Source organism: Actinomycetota bacterium (assembly GCA_030682655.1).
Lineage (GTDB): Bacteria > Actinomycetota > Coriobacteriia > Anaerosomatales > JAUXNU01 > JAUXNU01.
In genome coordinates this window covers 18,418-37,209 of the sequence record JAUXNU010000056.1, presented here as the reverse complement: position 1 = coordinate 37,209, position 18,792 = coordinate 18,418, and the positions used below count along the sequence as shown (strand labels likewise).

17 protein-coding genes and 1 riboswitch are annotated in these 18,792 nt (G+C 67.5%); all 17 genes read right to left on the bottom strand.

Translation table 11 applies throughout. From position 1 onward, the window contains the following. Nucleotides 1-229: hypothetical protein (locus tag Q8K99_03555; GenBank protein MDP2181625.1), on the bottom strand; the 229-nt coding region annotated here is incomplete at its 3' end. Nucleotides 230-278: 49 nt separating this feature from the next. Beyond that, complete coding sequence (locus Q8K99_03550) at nucleotides 279-1,136, bottom strand: hypothetical protein (protein ID MDP2181624.1); 858 nt, start codon at nucleotides 1,134-1,136, stop codon at nucleotides 279-281. A 398-nt stretch (nucleotides 1,137-1,534) separates the two neighbouring features. Beyond that, nucleotides 1,535-2,701: an aminotransferase class V-fold PLP-dependent enzyme gene (locus Q8K99_03545; protein MDP2181623.1), complete on the bottom strand. Its 1,167-nt coding sequence runs from the start codon at nucleotides 2,699-2,701 to the stop codon at nucleotides 1,535-1,537. Next, nucleotides 2,698-3,180 (bottom strand): MogA/MoaB family molybdenum cofactor biosynthesis protein, encoded by a 483-nt coding sequence (locus Q8K99_03540; protein ID MDP2181622.1) that lies wholly within the window; start codon nucleotides 3,178-3,180, stop codon nucleotides 2,698-2,700. The genes Q8K99_03545 and Q8K99_03540 overlap by 4 nt, the downstream gene beginning before the upstream one ends. Nucleotides 3,181-3,184: 4 nt before the next feature. Then, the gene (locus Q8K99_03535) at nucleotides 3,185-3,796 is read right to left on the bottom strand and encodes an MOSC domain-containing protein (GenBank protein MDP2181621.1); all 612 of its coding nucleotides are present in this window, start codon (nucleotides 3,794-3,796) and stop codon (nucleotides 3,185-3,187) included. Then, nucleotides 3,793-4,332 carry a cyclic pyranopterin monophosphate synthase MoaC gene (moaC, locus tag Q8K99_03530; protein ID MDP2181620.1) on the bottom strand — a complete coding sequence of 180 codons (540 nt, stop codon included), beginning with the start codon at nucleotides 4,330-4,332 and terminating at the stop codon, nucleotides 3,793-3,795. Before moaC ends, Q8K99_03535 begins: the two co-directional genes overlap by 4 nt. A 2-nt stretch (nucleotides 4,333-4,334) precedes the next feature. Next, nucleotides 4,335-5,366, bottom strand: coding sequence for a GTP 3',8-cyclase MoaA (gene moaA, locus Q8K99_03525; protein MDP2181619.1), 1,032 nt, complete (start codon nucleotides 5,364-5,366; stop codon nucleotides 4,335-4,337). Next, nucleotides 5,366-5,905 (bottom strand): molybdopterin-guanine dinucleotide biosynthesis protein B, encoded by a 540-nt coding sequence (gene mobB, locus Q8K99_03520; GenBank protein MDP2181618.1) that lies wholly within the window; start codon nucleotides 5,903-5,905, stop codon nucleotides 5,366-5,368. Before mobB ends, moaA begins: the two co-directional genes overlap by 1 nt. 42 nt (nucleotides 5,906-5,947) lie before the next feature. After that, nucleotides 5,948-6,166 carry a hypothetical protein gene (locus Q8K99_03515; protein ID MDP2181617.1) on the bottom strand — a complete coding sequence of 73 codons (219 nt, stop codon included), beginning with the start codon at nucleotides 6,164-6,166 and terminating at the stop codon, nucleotides 5,948-5,950. Further along, nucleotides 6,163-7,425 (bottom strand): molybdopterin molybdotransferase MoeA, encoded by a 1,263-nt coding sequence (locus Q8K99_03510; protein ID MDP2181616.1) that lies wholly within the window; start codon nucleotides 7,423-7,425, stop codon nucleotides 6,163-6,165. Before Q8K99_03510 ends, Q8K99_03515 begins: the two co-directional genes overlap by 4 nt. A 5-nt stretch (nucleotides 7,426-7,430) precedes the next feature. After that, nucleotides 7,431-8,867, bottom strand: a complete 1,437-nt coding sequence (gene fdhD, locus Q8K99_03505; GenBank protein ID MDP2181615.1) for a formate dehydrogenase accessory sulfurtransferase FdhD — start codon at nucleotides 8,865-8,867, stop codon at nucleotides 7,431-7,433. Nucleotides 8,868-8,904: 37 nt separating this feature from the next. Beyond that, nucleotides 8,905-10,011, bottom strand: coding sequence for an ABC transporter ATP-binding protein (locus Q8K99_03500; GenBank protein ID MDP2181614.1), 1,107 nt, complete (start codon nucleotides 10,009-10,011; stop codon nucleotides 8,905-8,907). Continuing rightward, nucleotides 10,008-10,721, bottom strand: a complete 714-nt coding sequence (locus Q8K99_03495; protein MDP2181613.1) for an ABC transporter permease — start codon at nucleotides 10,719-10,721, stop codon at nucleotides 10,008-10,010. Before Q8K99_03495 ends, Q8K99_03500 begins: the two co-directional genes overlap by 4 nt. A gap of 46 nt (nucleotides 10,722-10,767) precedes the next feature. Further along, complete coding sequence (locus Q8K99_03490; GenBank protein MDP2181612.1) at nucleotides 10,768-11,649, bottom strand: extracellular solute-binding protein; 882 nt, start codon at nucleotides 11,647-11,649, stop codon at nucleotides 10,768-10,770. After that, a riboswitch (molybdenum cofactor riboswitch) is annotated at nucleotides 11,641-11,776 on the bottom strand. Its footprint overlaps the gene before it by 9 nt. A gap of 270 nt (nucleotides 11,777-12,046) precedes the next feature. Further along, nucleotides 12,047-12,211, bottom strand: coding sequence for a type II toxin-antitoxin system HicB family antitoxin (locus tag Q8K99_03485; protein MDP2181611.1), 165 nt, complete (start codon nucleotides 12,209-12,211; stop codon nucleotides 12,047-12,049). 50 nt (nucleotides 12,212-12,261) lie between these two features. Next, nucleotides 12,262-14,385, bottom strand: a complete 2,124-nt coding sequence (locus tag Q8K99_03480) for a cell wall-binding repeat-containing protein (GenBank protein MDP2181610.1) — start codon at nucleotides 14,383-14,385, stop codon at nucleotides 12,262-12,264. A 47-nt stretch (nucleotides 14,386-14,432) separates the two neighbouring features. After that, nucleotides 14,433-18,680, bottom strand: coding sequence for a S8 family serine peptidase (locus Q8K99_03475; protein MDP2181609.1), 4,248 nt, complete (start codon nucleotides 18,678-18,680; stop codon nucleotides 14,433-14,435). Between the last annotated feature and the right edge of the window lie 112 nt (nucleotides 18,681-18,792).

Genomic DNA, 18,792 nt, shown 5'->3' with positions numbered 1-18,792 from the left:
GAGTGAAGATGATCTCGCCGGCGTAGTTGTCGGTGTTAGCGATGTTTGCGTGGCACGGGTCGCAGTTCTCCTCGTAGACCTTGCCGCCGAAGTCGATGATCAACTTCGTGTCGTCGATCGTCGCCTCCTGGGCGAAGGCGGTTCCTGCGCCGAACAGGATCACCAGCGCGAACGCCGCCGCCACGAGGGAGACCACTCTCCGTGAGCGTCCTCCATGCCTGCCTGCCATGTCGCCTTACCCCTTCCTTCCCCGGGTCACCGGGACTGTGCTTCCCACCCTATGAGAACCAGGACTTTATCTTGCCGAAGAAGCCCTGGATCGACTCCTGTGTCCCCTTGATGAACGAGTATACGGGGTTCTCTGCGTAGACTTCCGTGCGACGGTGCACAAGTCCTGCGTAGCTCACATATGTTTCGTTGGCCCCGTCGTGACACTGCGAGCACGTTTCCAGGAGACTCCGCTCGTGGACGCGCGATCCGCGGTCGTCCGACTCCATGATGTCGTGCGCCCCGTGGCACTGCCAGCACGCCGGTGCGTCCGAGGCTCCCCGGCGGTATGCCGCGCCGTGGTAGTAGTCCGAGTAATTGTCCCAGAACTCCTCGTGGCACCGGCCGCAGATCTCCTGTCCCCGCTCGTGGAGATCTCGCTGACCGGCCTCGTTGTCCGTGAGCGCCATGATCTCGTGAACCGGACCGTGGCAGTCACCGCACAGGGGCTTGGTCGCGTCCTTCTCGGAGACCGTCTGACCCGGCTGCACCGAGATGGAGTGCACTCCCCTGCTGTACAGGTCCCACTGGTCCTGATGGCAGTTCTTGCACGCAAGGCGAGCCGTGCGCACCCAGTCCTCCCGCGTCTTCTTGTGCGGCGCCTTGAACGCGAAGTCCAGATGGCAGCCGGTGCACATGATCGTCGCATGCTGCCCTTTGTCGAGGTCGGTGCCGTCCACGTAGTACGACACGAACTGGTTCCCTTGCAGCCGGCCCAGGTTCGGGTCGGCGTGACACACCATGCACCCTGACTTGCCTGCGGTGGGCAGGCTGAAGTTCAGGTCGTAGTCCTGAGCGTAGGCCAAGCCCGGCGCCGCGATACACGCGCACACCAACATGGTCGCTATCGCGACTATGATGCGCCGCATGGCCAGCACCGTCCCTGCCTTTCTGAGCGCCGGTCAGTCAGTCTTGGTGTATGCCGGCGTTGCCGAGGCTTCCCGGCGGTATACCGCGCCGGGGAGCGCCAGTCCGAGCGCACACGCGAGAACCATGACACGCAAAGCCAAGACCCCGGCGTGGGTGCCGGATGGATTCGCCAAGAGAAACGGTGGTCCCGACAAGCATACTGCGTCCCCCTACGACCGTGATCCTTGCCCCATATGCGACCAAGCGCCAGGGGGCTTGCGACAATTCCATCACTCCTGCCGGAGATGGAGAATGCGAAAAGGCGCATGTGGTCACATGAAGGATATGCCCCACGGCGGATGGGGTCAACGGACGGCCAGGCGCGGCCAGGCGCGGCCAGGCGCGGTATCCGAGTGCACTATGCCAGCACATTCCGGAACGCGGTGAGTAGCGCGTCGACATCGGCTCCGGTGGTCGACCAGCCCACACTTATGCGTACGGCACCACCCTCGAAAGACCCTAGCGTTCGGTGAGCCCAAGGCGCGCAGTGCAACCCGGCGCGGCATGCGATTCCCCAGCGCCGGTCCAGCTCGAATGCGAGCCTGTCGGCCTCGACGCGCTCGTGGACGAAGCTCACCACCGGGACGCGGGGGACCTCCGATCCGGGTCCCAGCACCCTGACACCGGGGATTGCCGACAGGCCCTCAAGCACGCGCATCGCGAGCTCCGATTCCCGCGCGGAAGCGTCAGGGTCGGCCGCACGAACCTCCATCCCCGCCGCCAAACCGAGCGCCGCGGGCACGTTCGCCGTCCCGGCCTCGAACCGCTCGGGTCGGCGAGTAGGCATCGCTTCGGTCTCCGAGGAGCCGCTTCCGGTACCGCCGAGGACGAGCGGGTCGGGCTGGGCACGTTCCGACAGCCACAGAAGCCCGATGCCTGGCGGGCCAAGGAGCGCCTTGTGACCAGGGACCGCATACGCATCGACTCCGAGCGCCCGCACGTCGACGGGGATGTGTCCGACCGCCTGCGCTCCGTCAACGAGCATGACGGCGTCATGTTCGTGCGCGATATCGGCGAGATCTCCCACGTACTGGATGGTGCCGGTGACATTCGACGCGTGCTGACAGACGACCGCTCGCGTCGGAGCCGCCTTGACCGCCCGCTCGACGTCATCGGGATCGACGAACCCTGTGGTTTCGGCGTCCACGACGACGACTTCGACGCCGAGGGCCGCAAGCGCGGACAGCGGCCTCACGACCGCGTTATGCTCCATCGAGCCGACAACGACCCGGTCACCGGGGCGCAGAAGCCCCTGCAGCATGAGGTTGCACGCCCACGTACAGGACGGGACGATGATGACGTCCTCGGCATGTGGTGCGCCGAGGAACCGCGCGAACGTCTGCCGCGCGTCAAAGAGCGCCCGTGCGGAGCGCATGGCTAGCTCGTACGCTCCCCTGCCCGGACTGCCGCCGTATTCGGTGAGTCCGCGGGCCACGGCCTCCACGACCTCCGGCGGCCGCGGCCAGGACGTGGCAGCGTGATCGAAGTAGTGGACTGCGCGCTGCTTTGGCTGTCGGTCGCTCACCCGTGGCCGCCTCCGGCCATCATGTCGACCGCGTGCTCGAGCTGGTCGGCCACGAACCCGAATGACTCGAGTGCGGCCCGTCTGCTGCCGGGCAGATTCACCACGAGCGTCTTCCCACGCAGACAGGCCACGCCACGCGAAAGCATCGCGCGTCGGGTGACGGCCATCGACTGCGCCCGGATGGCCTCGGCGATGCCGGGTGCGGCCCGGTCGCAGACCGAGAGCGTGGCCTCGGGCGTGACATCGCGCGGGCCGAAGCCGGTGCCCCCGCAGGTGAGCACGATGTCGGCGCCGTCCTCGGCCATCCGGCCGATGGCGGCCGCGATGACACCCGCGTCGTCGGCCACGATCGCACACGCGAACGGGTCCCAGCCGAGCTCACTCACCGCTTCCGAGAGCGCGGCGCCGGCCGTGTCCTCGGCCTCGCCACTGCTGCGGCTGTCCGAGCACGTCAATATCCCTACGCGCAGCTGCGCCACGTCGTCACTCCTCTGTCTCGAAACCGACCTGGGCCGCGCGCTCGCGCAGCGCGGCCTCCTTGGCGGACTCTTCCTGAAACTCGCGGACGGCTTCTTCTGGCGTCCGGTCGCACGTGCCGTCGCCGAGGGAGACGACTTTGATGCGGTCGCCGACACGGACCGCACCGGGCTCGCGCACGACCCCGAAGATCCCTTCCCGGGGCATGACGCAGTCGCCGGCCTGGTAGTAGATCGCGCACTTCGTGTGGCACACCTTGCCGATCTGGCTGACCTCGAGAACCGCGTCGTCACCGATGGCGAATACGCTGCCGATCGGCAGTGCAAGCAGGTCGATGCCGCGAGTCGTGATGTTCTCGGCGAAGTCCCCCGGCCCGACGTCGAGCCCCTTGGCGACCATGGTGCCGATGGACTCGATTGCCAGCAGTGATACCTGACGGTGCCAGTCACCTGCGTGGGCGTCGTCCTTGAAGCCACGGTCGAACACAAGCGTACCTGCCGTGCCCGGGGGCTTGCGCACGGTCTTGCGCTCGGAGATGTTCACCGAGACGACCTCGCCCGGACCGGGCAGCGTGACTCCTGCGGGTGCGTCGCGGGGACTGAGCGCGTCTTCGCTCACAGCGCACCCTCCTCGCGGGTCCAAAGCCCGCTCGCGCCGCCCTCTTTGCGCAGCAGCCCGACGCCGGTCACGACCATGCCGCGATCGACCGCTTTGCACATGTCGTAGATGGTGAGTCCGGCGACCGCCGCGGCCGTGAGCGCTTCCATCTCGACCCCGGTACGGCCCTCCACGGCAACGGTCGCGATGATCGCGACCCCCGTGCGCTCTCCACGCTGTGGCTCGAGCGTCACGGACGCGTGCGTGATGGGGAGCGGGTGGCACAGCGGAATGAGCTCGCTCGTGCGCTTGGCGGCCATGATGCCCGCAATACGCGCGGCTGCAAGCACGTCGCCCTTCGGGGCGTCGCCGGCGACAATCATCTCGAGCGTCTCAGGGCGCATCTCGACGAAGGCCGCCGCGACCGCCTCACGGCGCGTCACGTCCTTGGCACCCACATCGACCATGCGCGCGGCTCCCGACTCGTCAACATGGCTAAGCCGAGGAGCGCCCTCGCCAGGTTCGCGGGTGGCGCCATCCGGGATCGTGCCAGCCATCGTCAGCCTCCGATCTGCGACATGCGCCGCAGTGTCCCTATGCGCTCGCTGTGACTCGCGGGCTTGGCCGCAAGCGCCGCGCGAACGACGTCTCTCACATCGTCGTCGCTGCCGCCGCGAAGCACGGAGCGCACGTCGATCTCCTCGTCCGAGAACAGGCAGGTGCGCAACATGCCGTCGGCGGTCAGCCTCAGGCGGTTGCACTCCCCGCAGAAGTGGTGCGACAGCGGGGAAATCACCCCGAGCGTACCGCGAGCCCCTTCGAACCGGAAGTAGCGCGCCGGCCCCCACCCGCCGGGAGCGGCGTCGCGGGCCACCGGCACGAGCTCGCCGAACCCGGCTCGCGCGCCCCGCACGCGCAGCTCACCGAGGACGTCGTCACTGGGGATGTGGTCGGCCCGCGTCCAGTGGAAATCTCCGCCGTCGCCCGCGCAGCCCGCACCCTCCTCGGCATCGTCGCCGACCGGCATGTACTCGATGAAGCGCACGTGCAGCGGGCGGTCCTGGGCGAGTCGCGCGAAGTCGAGCAGGTCTTGGCCCAGCGAGCGCACAACGACGACGTTGATCTTCACCGGATCGAAGCCCGCTGCCAGCGCCGCGTCGATGCCGGCAAGCACGTCGGCGAGGTGCCCGCCACGGGTGATGGTCGCGAAGACCTCGGGGTCGAGCGAGTCGAGCGAGATGTTCACGCGGGAAAGCCCGGCGGCATGCAGATCGGCGACAAACCGCGGCAGAAGCGTGCCGTTGGTGGTCAGCGCAATCGCCTCGAGACCGGTGATCGCCCTCAGCCGCCGGATGTGGTCGACCACGCCGCGCCGGATCAGCGGCTCGCCTCCGGTGAGTCGGATCTTGCCGATGCCTTCGCCCACCGCGATTCCCGCGAACCGCTCGATCTCCTCCAGCGTCAGGATCGATTCCGGAGACTTCCAGGCCACACCCTCCTCGGGCATGCAGTACACGCAACGCAGGTTACACCGGTCGGTAAGCGAGATCCGCAGGTAGTCTATGCGACGCCCGTGCGCGTCGGTGGCCATCACCGACCACCGCCAAGGAAATCGGCTTCGATCGCGTCGGCGATCGCGGATGCGTCCTCGAGCCCGTAGGCCGCAACGCCTTCCGGCACGAGATCCGGCTGGTCGGTCACAACGGCGTACAGCTCCTCGGCGGCGCAGATGAGCTCCCGGGAGCGCGCGGCGCGGCAGACCTCGATGCGCACGTTGCCCGCCCGCTTGAAGCCCTCGGTGAGCAGGATATCCACGTCGCCGACCTGCTCGACGAGTTCGGGAAGGGTGAGCTCGCGTTCGACCCGCCGGATGAGCCCGAACTTGTCGGGAGCGCTGATCATGGTCACGGCAGCACCCGCGTGCGCGTGACGCCACGAGTCCTTGCCCGGCACGTCGATGTCGAAGTCGTGCACGTGGTGCTTCACGGTCCCCACGCGCCATCCTCGGCAGGTCAGCTCGGCGATGAGCTTCTCGAGGAAGGTGGTCTTGCCCGAGTCGGACTTGCCGACGACGGACACGACCGGGATGCGGAGGTCGCCCGTGTGTGCGGGTATGTGACGATCTGTCACGTGTTGTCCTGTCGTAGTGTCGGGACTGCCGTCAGTGAGGCGCTAGAAGCAGCCCAGATCGCAGTTGTGGACCTTGATGCCCGCCTGGTCGGCTGCGGCACCGGCGACCTTGTAGAGCACGCCGGTATCCTCGGCGAGCTTGCGCAGCACGGCGCAGTTGACGCGCCCGTCGGCAGCCTTGGCCGTCACGGCCTCGGTCAGCTCGGACGTGACCTGCTCGGCCCAGCGGGGGTCGACCTCTTTGGGTGCTCCGGAGCTCATAGCGGCGTCCCTTCTTCCATGTCGAGTCTCATACATGCGACCTGCGTGCCAGCGGCGAAATGCGACTCGCCCTCCGGCAGGACCATGAGGCAGTTGCCGCGATGCGCGGCGGTCAGCAGTGCCGAGGACTGGCTGCCGGTGAGCGCCACTGTGGGTAGTGCGGCACCGGCGGCGGCGGGCTCGATGCGAGCGCGATAGTAGTAGCGGCGGTCGGGCTTCTTGCGGACATCGTGCGCGAGCGCGGCAACCGTGACCGGGCGGTCGAGCGCCGAGAATCCCTGCATGAGCCGGAGCGCCGGACGCACGAAGACCTCGAAGCCGACATAGGTGCTGGTGGGGTTGCCGGGCAGGCCGAAGAAGGGCACGCCGCTAATCGATCCCATCGTCTGCGGGTTGCCCGGGCGCATCGCGACTTTGCAGAACGCCAGCTCGCCCATCTCCTCGAGAACCGGCTTCACGTAGTCGAAGTCGCCGACGGAGACGCCGCCGCTGGTCGTGATGTAGTCGGTCTCCTCGGCGGCGCGGGCGAACGCTGCACGCGTGGCTTCGAGGTCATCGGGGACGATCTCGTAACGCACGGGGATGCCGCCGGCAGCAATGACCTGCGCGGCGATCGAGTACGAGTTCGAGTTGCGGATCTTGCCCGGCCCGGGTGTCTCGGCGACCTCGACGAGTTCGCTGCCGGTCGAGAGTATCGCCACGCGTGGACGGCGATAGACCGCGACGGTAGCGTGTCCGGTCGAGGCGAGCAGGCCGACTCCCGCAGCGCCGATGACTTCGCCCGCTGCCATCACGATGTCCCCGGCGAGTACTTCCTCGCCGCGACGCCTGATGTGATCGCCGCAGGCCGCCGCGCGCTCGAGAACGACCCGGGACCCCACGCCGCCGTCGCCGGTCAGCGCACGCGAGTACTCTACCATCACGATCGCGTCGGCCCCGGGCGGTACCGGCGCGCCGGTCATGATGCGCGCGGCCTCACCGGGACCGATCTCGCGGTCGGAGAAGTCGCCTGCCGCAATCAGCGAGACGACGTCGAGCTCGGCCGGAGCATCCGCGGTCGCGCCAGCCGTGTCGGCTGCACGTACCGCGAACCCGTCCATCGCGGAGTTGTCGAACGGCGCGACGTCGATGTCGCTCACAGCGTCGGTCGCTAGCACCCGGCCGAGAGCGTCGATGAGCGAGACCTGCTCGGCTTCGAGCCGCGGCACGCCGGAAAGCACGAGCTCGCGGGCCTCCTCCACGGTCATGGTCTTTGGCACGCCCACTAGTCCTCCTCGGCAATGCGCACCCGAAACGGGTGTGTGTAGACGACAAGCTTGCCGCCGCGCGCGTAGCCGACGACGGTGATCCCCAGCTCCGCGGCGATATCGGCGGCCAGGTCGGTGACGGCGGTGCGCGACACGACGATGGGAACCCGGGACTTGGCGGCCTTGACGGCCATCTCGTAGGAGATGCGGCCGGTGGTAAGCAGTACGGCGTCGTCTGTCGGAATGCGATCGAGCCATGCCTTGCCAAGGAGCTTGTCGAGCGCGTTGTGACGACCGACGTCCTCGCGCACGAGCACGACCTCGCCGTCGCGCCCGAGCGCACACGCGTGCGTGCCTCCGGAGTCGCGATAGCGCTCGGCCGCGCGGGCCATCTGCCCCATCATCGCGTAGAGCGCCTCGCTGTCGACCAGCACGTCCGACTCGATGTGGGCGAGATCTCGGGCGTGGCCGATCGTCGAGAAGGTCACGCCCTTGCCACAGCCGCTGGTGACGTAGCGGGTCTTGTGGACCATATCGTCCGGCACTTCCTCGGTCGTGCTCACGTAGACCATCCCGCGCTTCACATCGGTGTCGATGCCCGTAAGTGCGTCGCGATCGGATATGAGCCCCTCGGCGAGGAGGAAGCCGGCCGCCATCTCCTCAAGGTCCTCCGGGCTGGCCTGAATGGTGGCGATCTCGACGTCGTTCATATGCAGCGTGATGGGGCGCTCGGACGGCATCCCACGCGACCGGCGCGTGCCGACCTCGACGATCTGCAACCGCACGTCGCGCGAGCGGCCGGGAGCGCGATCCTCGGCAGCAGCGATATCCGAGGCGGCTGCGCGCACTTCGGCGAGGTCGCCGGGCGTGTTCACGTTGACGAGGCTCAGGAGACCGGGGTCGGCCGCGCGCAGCGTCTCGGTCGGGATCTCGCGCACGTTGACCTGCGGGAAGAAGCCCACAACTCGCCTGCGACCGCTCGCAAGAGCTGCGCGCACCGCCGGCAGACACGGCTCGACGCGATAGAGAGCGAGCAGCGGCTCGAGCCCGGATTCGGTTACGGGAACGACGGCGTCGACGCCTTCGCGCGCCGCCCACAGCGCGCGCACCACGCCGGACTGCAGCCACGGCATGTCGGCGGCAACCGCAAGCACCCACTCGTGCCCGGCCGCCGCCAGCGCGGTCGCAAGACCGCCGAGGGGGCCCTGGTACGCAATCTCGTCGGTCACGACGGCAACGTCGGGTGGCAGGGCGACATCATCGAGAGCCTCGGGCCGGTTCGTCACCACGATGACCTGCTCGCACACCTCGCCAACGACATCGATCACGTGCCCGACAAGCGGCTCGCCGTCGACGGTCAAGAGCGTCTTGTCGACGCCCATGCGCAAGGAGCGCCCGCCGGCGAGCACCGCCGCGGTGAGCGGGAGCATCTGCACGCTATCGTTTCGTCCCATCAGCGACCACCCTATACGTACGACAGTGATGCGTATTCTACTCGACGCGCTCCGTCTCGACCCGCCGAACGCGGACCGCCGTTGCCTTGAACAGCACCTGCACCGCAGCGCCCGGGGCAAGTCCCATCTCCGCCAGCGCCGCCCGCGACACGACCGAGGCGATGCGCACCCCGTCAATCTGGACGACTACGCGCCACGTGCTGCCGCGCGGCGACACCTCGTCGACGAACCCGCGCAGCCTGTTCCTTGCCGAGGAGGGCGGCATCTCCGCATCGCCCGCCAACAGCACCACGTCCTCCGGCGCCACCGCGACAAGCACCTCGGTCCCGGGTTCGGCGTCGGACACCGCGAGGATCGTCGCGGACCCGCACACGATCTCGGCGAGCCCTTCGCCCCCCGACGCCACGCGCCCGCGAATCGGAACTTCCTGGCCAAGGAACTTGGCCGTCCACTCGTCTTTCGGCAGCGCCATCACGGCCTCGGTCGGCCCGTGGGCCACGATTCTCCCGTCGCGCATGACCGCAATCGAGTCCGACACGACCAGCGTCTCATCCTGGTCGTGCGTGACCCAGACGACAGTGGAGCCGCTGCTACGCAGAATCGACGCGAACTCGCCGGTGAGCTGGCGTTTCAGCAGCGGATCGAGTGAGGCTAGCGGCTCATCGAGCAGCAGCACCTGCGGCTCGAGCACGAGCGCGCGCGCGAGTGCGACCCGCTGCGCCTCGCCGCCCGACAGTGCCGCCGCCGCACGATCGCCGAGGCCGTCCAGCCCCACGCGCTCGAGAGCTGCATCGACGCGGCGGGCACGCTCCTCGGCAGGTACACGGCGCAAGGCGAGGCCGTAGGCGACGTTGGCCGCCACCGTGCCTTTGATGAGGTACGGGCGCTGGAAGACGGCCGCCATCGAGAGCCGGGCTTCATGGTCGCGCGTGGTGACTTCTCGCCCGTCGAGTTGCACACTGCCCGCGTCCGGCTTCTCGAGCAGACCAAGGAGCGACAGCAGCGTGGACTTCCCGGAGCCAGACGGCCCCAGCAGCGCAAGCGTGCTGCCCGCGGGGACATGCAGCTCGTCGACCGCAAGCGAGAAGCCGCCACGGTAGTCGCGGCGCAGACCGAGCGCTCCCAGGGAGAGACCGACGTTCATCGCGTCCCTCCCTCGTAGCGCTCGGCGGAAGTCTGGATTCCGGTGATGAGCACGTTGACCGCCAACACGATCGACACGAGGATCACCACGAGCGCGAACGCTGCCCCGTAGCGCCCCATACGCGTGTACTGCACGATCGCGGTGGTCATGACGCGGGTCTCGCCGGCGAGGTTGCCGCCGACCATCATCACCGCGCCCACCTCGGAGATGATCGAGCCGAATCCCGCGGCGACGGCGGCGAGCAACCCCATGCGTGCCTCGGCCAGTGTGAGCGCCATCTCGCGTAGCGGAGAAGCTCCCAGGGAGCGCGCCTGCAGACGCAGCTCCCGGGGGACCGACGATACCGCTGCCGCCGTCACGGCGGCGACGATCGGCAGAGCGATGATGACCTGGGCGATGATCATCGCGGGCTGTGAATACAGCAGACGTAGCTCCCCGAGCGGCCCATGGCGCGACAGCGTCATCGCCACCACGAGCCCCACGGCGACCGGAGGCAGGCCCATGCCCGTGTTCGCGAGAACGAGCGCCACGCGCCTGCTCACCGACCTGTACGTGCCAAGGAGGAACCCTGCCGGCACCCCCAGCACGAGCGCGATGAGCGTGGCCGCGCCGGAAACGCGAAACGACACGATCACGATGCTCCAGACATCGAGCGCGCCCGTGACCAGCAGGCGCCAGCCCTCGACGATCGCATCGATGTAGATCTGCACTGCCGGTTCGCCTCCTTCGTCGCTCGCGCCCGGTTGCCCGCCGCCCCTACTGTGCGTTCGGAATGAACAGCGGCTGGCCGAACTCCTCGGTCCCGTAGTCGCCGATGACCGTCTGGCCCTCCTCGGACAGGATCCAGTCGAAGAACGCCTGGCCACCTTCCTGGTTGGCCGCATCGGTGACAACGATGACTCCGTACTGGTTGAGCAGGTCCTTGTCGCCCTCACGCACGATAACCAGGTCGAGCGTGTCCTCCATCGACAGGTACGTCGCACGGTCGGCAAGCGTGTAGCCACCCTTGTTCGTTGTGATGGTGAGCGTCTCGCCCATGCCCTGGCCGGTCGACTCGTACCAGCTCTGCGCGTCAGGAGTGGGCGTGGCGATACTCGCGGCCTTCCAGAGCTTGAGCTCCTTCTTGTTCGTGCCGGAGTCGTCGCCGCGGGAGATGAACGGCGCCTTTCCCGCTGCAATGGCAGTCATGGCGCCGGGTAGATCTGCGGCGGCCTTCACGCCGGACGGATCCGCTTCCAGTCCCACCAGCACGAAGTCGTTGTACATGACGTCGCGGCGCTCGACACCGAAGCCGGCCTCGACGAGCCTCTCCTCGTCAGCTTTGGAGTGGACGAGCAAGACATCGGCGTCCTTTGTCTCGCCGAGCTTGAGCGCCTCCCCGGTACCCACGGCGACGACCTTGACCTTGTAGGCCGGATTCGCCTTCTCGAAGGCCGGGATGAGGACGTCGAAGAGCCCGGAGTCCTGCGTGGAGGTCGTCGACGCCAGGATGATCTCGCCGGGCGTGTCGGCGGCCTTGTCCGAGGACGTTCCGTCCCCGGTAGATGATGCGCACCCGACCAGCGAGAGCGCGAGTGCTGCGGCGACCACACACCCCACCGCGCGCCTCATTCGAGGCGCACCTATACGCACGTTCACTCGGTCTCCTTTCCAAACACGGGAGGTCGGAAGGTTTCCCCGCCGGCCCTATCGGTCCGGTGACCGTGACGCCGCGCGACAGGCCGCGAGCGTGGTAGGCCCTCCGGACTCGGAGGTATGGACGGCCAGGACGTATGTCCGGCCGCGAGGTCCCGTCGTCGTGCGCAACGAAGAGACCGATGTCAATCGGGACGGTCGATGACCGCTCCCTAGATGGTCAGCGTAGCCGTGTGCGGTGGCGCCCGTCAATGCGCTCCGCGGGGCGTGCGGACGTTCTCATCGCACAGCAAGGAACTCGTCGAGCGTCATGCGGACATCAGCCACGATCTTGCGAAGCCGAGAGAGATGAGGAGGGCAACGACCTCTCGAGCCTTGAGGACCGGAACCGTGCCCACTGTCAGGCGACTTGGATGCTGCGAACGTCCAAGAATTCCGACTCGAGCTGCGGCTCACCGTCTTCGAGCAGCATCCCGATGACCTCACGCAGGTTGGCCTCGAGCTCGAGGGTATCAGCGGCTTGGGTGTGCGCGCCCGGCCAACCATTTTGGCTCCACCTAGTCATCTAGTCACCCCCCTCCCGAAGACGAGAGGCTCCTGGGCCGGCTGCGTCGGCTAGCGCAACCTCGCCGCGGCCGACTCTACTACCGTCTCGGCGATGGACGCCGGACCGCCAAGGAGCAGACACTGCTCGACCCCGAGCCGGTGTGAGGTGAGCACGGCCGCCGACTCTGCCGCAAGCGGGGACTTCGGCGTCAGAAGCAGCACGCCGCCGAGGTGACCGGCCATAGCGCCGCCAGTCATGCCGTCGGGAAGCTTGGCAGCGAGTCCGACAACTCCCGGCGACAGCCACCCGGCGCTGATCGCCTTGGAGGCGATTGTGGAGGCGGTCGAGTACCGCGTCGCGCCGTACCAGCGGTCGTCCGGGCCGGTCGCGCCGACTGCGGTCTTGACGGCAGCAGACACGGTCGCAGGTCCACCGCCGACGATGACACGCGTCGGCGCCAGCGTCTTCAGGGCCGCTGTGGTGGCGGCAGGCACGCTGTCCTTGGCCACGAGCAGTATCGGAGCACCCATGTCAGTCGCGATCGGAGAGAGCGCGAGCGCGTCGAAGAACTTCGCCGGGTCGGCCCCGTTGGCGATGAGCACGGTGCCGGGCAGGCTGCGCCCGGTGAGCGCCGCAACCTGCTTCATCCTGACGGCTATGGCGCGGGCGAGGTCGTAGCGGTTCCCACCCGACAGTAGCCTCTCGGCCGTCACCAGCCCGTACGGACCGGCCGCCGCCTTGATGTTGGCGATGCGCGCGTCGGGAACGGACGCCGTACCGCCAACCACGTGGATCTCGACGGAGCCGCGGGCCTTCACGATCTCGACGATGGCGTCCTTGACCTGCGCCGAGGTGCTCGACCTGCTCACGAGGAAGAGTGGAGCATCGTAGGCCCAGCACAGCCCGGAAGCGGCAAGCGGGTCGGCGGCCGCGCGGTCCTCTCCCGAAGCGATGATGACGTGCTCCACCCCGGGCCAGCTCTTGTCGCCATCGGGATCGAACGCGTACCGCGCGATTCGGACGGCGGTCGTGTAGCGATCGGGACCCGAAAGCCGGGCCACTCTGGCGCGGCCCAGATCCGCATCCAGTCCCTCAACGAAGCCCGAGGCCGTCAACTCGATGTCATGGGCGCCGGCCAGATCCAACACCTCGTCGTAGTACTGGGACACGTAGAATGTCCGCGAGCCCGGGACGGCCGCAGGGTCGCTGAACCTGAGCCGGTAGGTTCCGGTCGTGAGCGACTCAACGCGATAGGTGCCATCGGTGCCGGTCGACGTCGTTGCCACCGAGATCCAGCTCGATCCCGGCTTCGCGTACGCGGTCACGCGCATGCCCGCAAGCGGAAGCCCGGTGGCCTCCGCCCGCACGGTGCCCGCGAGATAGCCAAGGCGTGTCAGGGCCGCGTCGACACCCGAAACCGTCGAAAACTCAGTGGTCGCCACGAGCGTCGCATCGTCGATGCCGGAAACGTCGTCGTAGAACTCGGGCACGTGATACCCATCGACGCCGGACGGATCAACGAAACCGACCGCGTAGCTTCCCGTTCCCAGGTCCGTGAGCCCATAGGCTCCGGAAGCGCCGCTCTGTGCGTACGCGTCCTCGAACCAGATGCCCGCCTCGTAGTGATAGGCGGTCACGTCGATGCCGGAGAGCGGGTTGCCGCTCCCCTGCTCGGTGACCGTGCCCGCGATACCCGGCACGAGGTCGTACACGGCGACCTCATAGTCGCCGGGGTCTCCGCCGCCACCCGGCGTGTCCACATGCGTGATCTCGACGTATGCCGTCGCGTCGGTGCTCGGCGTCCAGGCTATTCGGGAGTAGGGCCCGAGGAAGTCGTCGTTCTCGGTCACGTACGTGATCCCGCCAGCGCCGTCGTCGACGTAGAGCGTGATCAGCGTGTCGACATCGACGCCCCCTGCCGAGGACGTGCGGATGTCGTACGGCTGGTCTACCGTTGGCACGAACGTGACCCAGTCGTAGTCGGCCGCAGGAAACAGCGTGTGCACCTGGGGGGTCGCGACGGCGATCGTGGCCGCAGCCGTGTAGGTGTCGTCGGGCTCGTACGCATCGGGTGCGAGCACCGCGAAAGCGGTAGCCACCGACGCGCAGACCACGGCCAGCGTCAAAGCGGCCATCGCCGAGGAGAACGCGGCGCGGGTACGACCGCCGGGCCGGAAGGTCGTTCGCTTCATCTGTGTCCCCATCCGTGTCTTGGCGGGGGAGCGATTCCCCCCGAGCGCTACTTGAGAAGATTGCGCGCGGCCGTAACCACGCTCACGCTGACCGAAGCAGTACCTCCGAGCACGTAGCAGGATCCGATCGGCCCCTTGTGAGAGCTTATCCAGGAACCCGTTGCAGAATCAATCGCTGACTTGCCCGTCAGCATGAGAACGCCGCCCTCGCGGCCGACCATCGACCCTCCGGTGAGCGCATCGGGGAGCTTGGCGGCAAGCGCGACCGGGGTGGCCTTCAGCCAGCCGCGAGCAAGCGCGTTGTTCGCGATGTCGATCGCAGTCGTGTAGCGCGTGGAGCCGGACCAGCGATCGTCGGCACCAACGGCCTTGTACACCGCAGGGTCCACGGTCGCCACGCCGCCGCCCACGATGACCTCCGCGGGCGCAAGGTCGACGAGTGCGTTTCTCGTGGCCGAGGGGACGCTCGTCGCCGAGACGAGCAGGATCGGCACCCCCTTGGCCGAGGAGATCGGTGACAGCGCAAGCGCGTCGAAGAACTTCGCCGGGTCGGCGCCGTTGGCGACGAACACGGCGCTCTGAATCGTCTTGCCGTGAGCCGCCGCCTCGCTCTTCACGTTGCGCGCGATCGTCGCTGCGAGGTCGTAGCGGTTGCCCGAGGCGAGCACCCGCGCACTCGTGACCGTCCCGTATGGCGCGCACGCGGCCTTGATGTCGGCGACCCGCGCGTCGGGCACCGAGGTCGTGCCTCCGACCACGTGCACCGTCACTGCGCCGTTTGCCTGCACGATCTCGCGTATGGCCGCCTTCACCTCGGCAGGTGTCGACTTGGCCGAGACCAGGAACAACGGCGCGTCGTAGAGCCAGCACAGTCCGGCGGCGGACAATGGGTCGGCAGCTGCACGGTCTTCGCCCGACGCGATGACGACGTCGGTCACGCCGGCCCATGCAGGCGAGCCGGCCGGCGCGAACGTTTCGCGGGCGATCTTGATCGCTGTCGAGTAGCGGGTCGCATCGGCAAGCCGCTTGACCGCGTAGACGACAATCGACTTCGAGCCCTCCACGACGTTGCCGGCGCGGTCAACTGCCCGGTAGCGAAGCACGTGAGCGCCCGGCTTCGAGGTCGGCGCCGTCGCCGAGGAGCCCGCCACGGTGACGGTGGTCTCATCGTCCCAGCGATAGCTGACGCTGGCAACGCCCGAACCCATGCCGTCGGACGTGGAGATGTTCACAATCGCCGCATCGGCGTAGCGTGCGGTGGAGGAGACGTTCGTCCATGCGGTCGGCGCAATCGAATCGATGGTAACGTCGGCGGTCTTGGGCACTGTCAGGAAGCCGGCCCCGTCCACAGCCCAGTACGAGACCGTGTGTTGACCTTCGCCGGCAACGGACACCGTCGCCGGAACGCCTGGCCAGGACTGTTCTAGCCCCCCGTCCACCTGCCAGTGTATCGAGCCAATTCCGAAGTCACCGAGATACGATGCATCAATGGTCACGTCGACGGGGAGCGGAGAGTACAGCGGTGTGCCCGGCAGATGGTACAGCTTGGGCAGGGCTCCCGTGATCATGAAGTCGTGCTCTTGAGCCGGCGCCACGTTGCCCGCCCGGTCAGTCGCCGTGTAGACAAGGTGATGTGCATTGCCCGTGTCCACGTGGAAGCTCGCTGCCGACCCGGCGACAGTCTGTGTCGCTTCGTCGTCGAGCCGGTAGGCGATCTCGGCGACACCCGACACGCCATCGGTCGCCGACAGGTGAATCGTCGCGGACTGCTCGTAGGAGGCCACGACGTCGTCCGAGAGCCCCGGCGCCGTCGCATCGATCGTCACGGCGGCGCTGCCGACCACCGACGTGTTGCCCGCGTTGTCAATGGTCCAGTACGAGACGGTGTGAGCAGCCTCGGTCGAAAGCGGGACCACCACCGGCGTCGTCGGAGACGATTGCGGCGCACCTCCGTCCACCTGCCAGTTCATGGACGCGAAGCCCGAGCCGCCGGTGTCAGCCCCGTCGAGGGTAACCGTTACCGGGGTGGAGGAGTACAGCGGTGTCACGGGGGTATGCGAGGCGGTCGGTGCGATCGTGTCGATGATGAAGCTCGTGGTGACCGGAACGGACGTGTAGCCGACTTTGTCCGTCGCCGTGTAGCGGATCGAATGCGAGCCGTTGTTCGAGACCGAGACGTTGACAGCTGACGCAGGAACCGTCTGTGTCGCCGCCCCGTCCACCTTGTAGGCGATGCTCGCCACTCCGGAGGCGGTGTCGGTCGCGGTGAGGCGAATGACCGCGGGCTGCGTCAGGTAGTACGCTGCGGCGTTGTCGGTCACCACCGGAGGCGAGTAGACCGACTCCACGACGGCCTTGTAGGCGTTGACACGGCCGCCCGTGGCGATAGCGCCTGTCAGTCCGGCCTTCTTGTCCACGGTGCCGAAGATGATGCTGCGAATCTGCGCGGTTGTCAGCGAGGGATTGCGGGCGAGCATCAGCGCCGCGAGGCCGGCGACGTGCGGCGTGGCCATCGACGTGCCGGAGCTGTAGCCGTACACGCTTTGCCACCCGCTGGAAGCAGTCGAGTAGATCTGAACGTCATCGATGCGCACTCCTTGGCCGGGAAGGCTCGCGTTGGCGCCGCGAAGCTGAAAGGCGATCGAGACCCCGTTCAAACTGCCGAAGTCGTTCAGCAGTATCTCAATGGGCACCCAGCCGCCGGAGTTGCCGGTGAAGTAGTAGTAGGGCACCCACTCGTAACCTGCCGGGTTCGAGGGATCCCACACCCACAGCAGGATGATGTCATCGTCGGCCAACGAGTTCGGGTCGGGACCCTCGCTCATGTCGATCCAGAGGTTGAACCTCAGGAGGGCGCCAGAGTTCGTCAGGTCGAACTCGGGGATGAGTATCAGATCCGCGACCTCACCGTTGAGGTACCCCATATGCGACGCGCTTCGCGGTGGGCTGACATAGGAGGTCGTGGTCGTCGTCCAAGGTGTACCGAGACCCGGGGTTGGAGCCCACCAGTTGGAGAGTGTGGACATGCTGTCGGAGAACAGAAGGGCCTGCGGCGTCGTGCCGTAGACGACCTGGCGCACGGTGCTGTAGATCGACGAGCCCGGAGCCGCGACGTCGACTGACGTGACACCGTAGTTGGAGTAGCTTGCCCTCACATCGTTGCGGTCGGTTGCGGCGACCGAGATGATGTTGCCGAGGTTGAAGGCGGCCGGGTAGAACGGATAGGTGTCGGCGTTCCTTCCCAGGTTGCCGGCCGCACACGCGAAAGTCATACCTGCCGAGGAGATGGCACTCCGGAGCAACAGGTCCTCGGCGGACCCGCCCCACGAGCAGTTCACGACGTCGGCGCCCATCGCGCGGGCGTAGTTGACGGCCTCGATCTCATCGGCCGACGTGAATCCGCCCTGCCTGTCGCCCGCCTTGATCGCCATGATGCTGACGTCCCAGTTCACGCCGGTCACGCCGGTCGCGTTGTTGCCGGTGGCTCCGACCGTCCCCGACACGTGTGTCCCATGACCGTGATCGTCCATCGGGTTGCCGTCTTCGTTGACGAAATCGTAGCCGTAGATGTCGTCGACGTAGCCGTTGAGGTCGTCGTCGATGCCGTTGCCGGCGGTCTCCCCGGGATTGCGCCACATGTTGTCCGCAAGGTCGGGGTGGTTGTAGTCGACGCCCGTGTCGATGACCGCGACCACTATGTCCGAGGAGCCCGTGGTGATGTCCCACGCCTCGGGAGCATCGATGTCGGCGTCTGTCGTACCGTCGCTCTGGCCCGTGTTGTGAAGGCCCCACAGATCGGTGAAGTAGGTGTCGTTGGGAATCGCGGCGATGTGGGAGATGTAGTTCGGCTGCACGAAGGCGACCTCGGGCTGGCGCTCGTAGGCGGCGACGGCCTCAGCGAGAGTGGCTCCCTCGGGGAGTTCGACGACCTCGGCGCCGGCCAGACCCCGGATCTTGCGCGCCGCTCGCCCACCGGCACGCGCGTGCACCGCGGCCGACGCTTTGCCCGAGATGCGCGCGTCTTTGAAGCGCACGATCAGGCCGTCAGCCTCGGGCTCGGACGGCGGCGTCGCGGACGGTTGCACGGTGGACGGCGGCGTCGCGGCCGGCGGCGTGGCGAACCCGGGAGGCGCACCCTCGACCGCGCCCCCGATCACGCCCCCGCGCAGCCCTGACGACGCCCGTCCGGGCGCAGGCGCAGGCAGCGCCACAACCGTCATCGGTGCGAGCAAGAGCACGATGAGAAGCGAGCAAACGGCTCCGAGTACTGTCCTGTTCCTTGGCACGATTGCCACGCACACTCCTTTGCAGGTTGCAGGCACGTTCGAGGCCACGTCGGGCACGCCGACAAGACCCCCTATTCCCCATATCGGAAGCCTAGCACGCCGGCTCCAGCGTTGGGGGGGC